The sequence below is a fragment of the Legionella qingyii genome (assembly GCF_003184185.1).
This window is the reverse complement of sequence record NZ_QHJG01000076.1, coordinates 1-2385: the sequence shown is the minus strand read 5'-3', so window position 1 is coordinate 2385 and position 2385 is coordinate 1. Positions and strand designations below refer to the sequence as shown.

Here is a 2385-nt window from a genome sequence, read left to right as displayed (position 1 = left end):
GAAACGAGCCCGCGCCAATGATAGTGTGAGGTCTCCTCATGTGAAAGTAGGTCATCGCCAGGATTTTATTCTTGAAAAGCGGCTTTATGGCCGCTTTTTTTTTTCAATAATGAAATCTTCCATAAAAAACCATGAATAGTGCTTGGAGGCATTGAGTTCCTTGTCAACGAACCACTTGAACTTAGATTCATGCTTGATTAATCTATATTTAATTTCCTTCAAATACGTGTTTTCCTCATGGGTTTTTATAATTGATTTTTATTTAACTTTAGTTTAAGTTAATTTGTTTAAGGATAGGTTGTAGTTTATGTTAGTCCAACGAATTTTGGATTTTATTGAAACTTTAGAAAAGGAAAGCCCTCTCTCTCCATGTGATCAGAAGCTACGTGAACGTCTATTAGAGCATTTTTCTAAAAGTAATCCCACTGATACTTTAAATCAGGATGATTTTCTTTTTCTTCTTGATTGCTATAAAACTCGGTGGGCGGCAATTGTTGATGACGATGATTATATGCTTAATCCTTCTGCGATTAATCTTCATTGGATTGACTTGGCTCGGGAGCTTGGTCCTCTGACCAAAATTAATTATTTAAAAATATTAATACCGACATTGACCAATGAAAAGGATTTAAATGATTTTTCATCGCTTAATGAAACAGTAAATCTCTTTAATTTTTATCTTGGCTACGGTGGTAATACTTTATATAGAAAACTAAGTTTCTGTAAACACTTAGAAAAATGGCAATTTGAATTATCGACATATAGAGCTGATAAAAAATTAAGTATTGTTACAATAGATGAATTAGCTCGTCTAAAACTATGTAAGCAAACTGAAAGAGAAGTTAGTGTAGATACTGAAATTTTCAAAAACTTTTGGGATCTGATGCGCAAAAAAGTTTTTGTTAATTTAAAAGCTCGTGGTCGCATGCCAATTGCTTTGTTACCTCACTTAATGGAATTAGTTGAACGATACTATTATTTGCAAACGAATAAAGTTGAATTTTCAGAATTCAAAAAGGAGACAGAGAAATTTTTCCATCGTTTATATGAATATCAGTTAGTAGATGTGAATTTCTTGTATGGCTCAAAAATTAAATATAAAGAGAATGAAGAATACTTGCTGGATCTATTTATTGCACTTCATACTGCAAAGAATTATTCTGATCTGGATTATGAAATACAGATATTAGGTAAATGGTTATTTAAATATAATCCGGATTTAAAAGCCACAAGTAAAGAATTGGAGCCCATTTACCATGAGTTATCCGAAGAAATAGAAAAAAGGGAAGAACCATTTATAAATACGCATGCTTTTATAAATTGTTGTAAACTAGTTGTTTCGCTATTTACTACTCGATTTGAGCTTTCTATCCTCGTCACGCGACAAACTTCTAGTCTATGGGATAAAGAAAATACAGTATTTCCTGAGGCATATACAATTCTTACTGTGTTGTTGCCATTAATTGCAGCAAATAAACCTAAAGCTTTGGAAACAGCTTATGAAGGTATTATCCAAGATATTATTCTTCCTGTAAAAATGGATACAGGTTGGTTTCCATGCTTTACTGGTCATAAGCAAACGATTAAATGGTTTGATATTGTACAAAATTGTAAGTACCATGAACTTGGCGTTTATTGGTTTGAACCTGAACGGTTATTTAATGCATTGTTGCTCTTTAATACAAGTAATGAGTCTCTAAAGGCACGGATTAATCAATTTTTAGATGACATAATTCAAACTTATGCACAAGATGAAAACGAGCTCATGAAGCAATTTCGGGTCAATGTTTTATTCACTGAATTTCTAAATGGGCTCAGTGAACATCATTGCACCCATTTATTGAGATTAATTCAGCTATGTGATCTAGACATTGCAAAATTTAGATTTCTCAGTAATTGCAGCAAGCATATCAATAAACAAGCATCCAGGTTATGTCAGGGTATAGAGAGTTCATCACCATGCTTTTTCTCAATGCCTCAGAAAGGAGATAAGGTAAAATTATTTAATTTTTCTGATGTAAAAGATGTTCAATCAATGATCGTAGATTATAAAAATCAATTGTATGAACTCACTATCGATCCGAAGAAATTAGAGAAGCTAAGTAATTATTTATTTAAAATAGGCCAACCTATTTTAAGTGTGACACAAAAAGAAAATGCTAAAAGTTGTGACAGACCTGTTCTGGATTACATTGGTCAATATACCTAATTTATTAATTAGAGTCTGTTGATATTTCATTTAATTCCGCATTTTTAATGCTGCCTTTACTGGATTGCGCGCATAAAGCCTGAGAGATGGTCACAAAGAGTGACCATTATTTTTAAAAAAGAATAATTTTTTTTGAAGTGCATGAAGATATGTGATCCAATATATTTTCGACATTA

At 32.0% G+C, this 2385-nt stretch carries 1 protein-coding gene; it reads left to right on the top strand.

The annotated features are described in order from the left end of the window. The first annotated feature begins 307 nt into the window (after nucleotides 1-307). Nucleotides 308-2209, top strand: coding sequence for a hypothetical protein (locus tag DGG96_RS20460; RefSeq protein WP_110144303.1), 1902 nt, complete (start codon nucleotides 308-310; stop codon nucleotides 2207-2209). Nucleotides 2210-2385 lie beyond the last annotated feature (176 nt).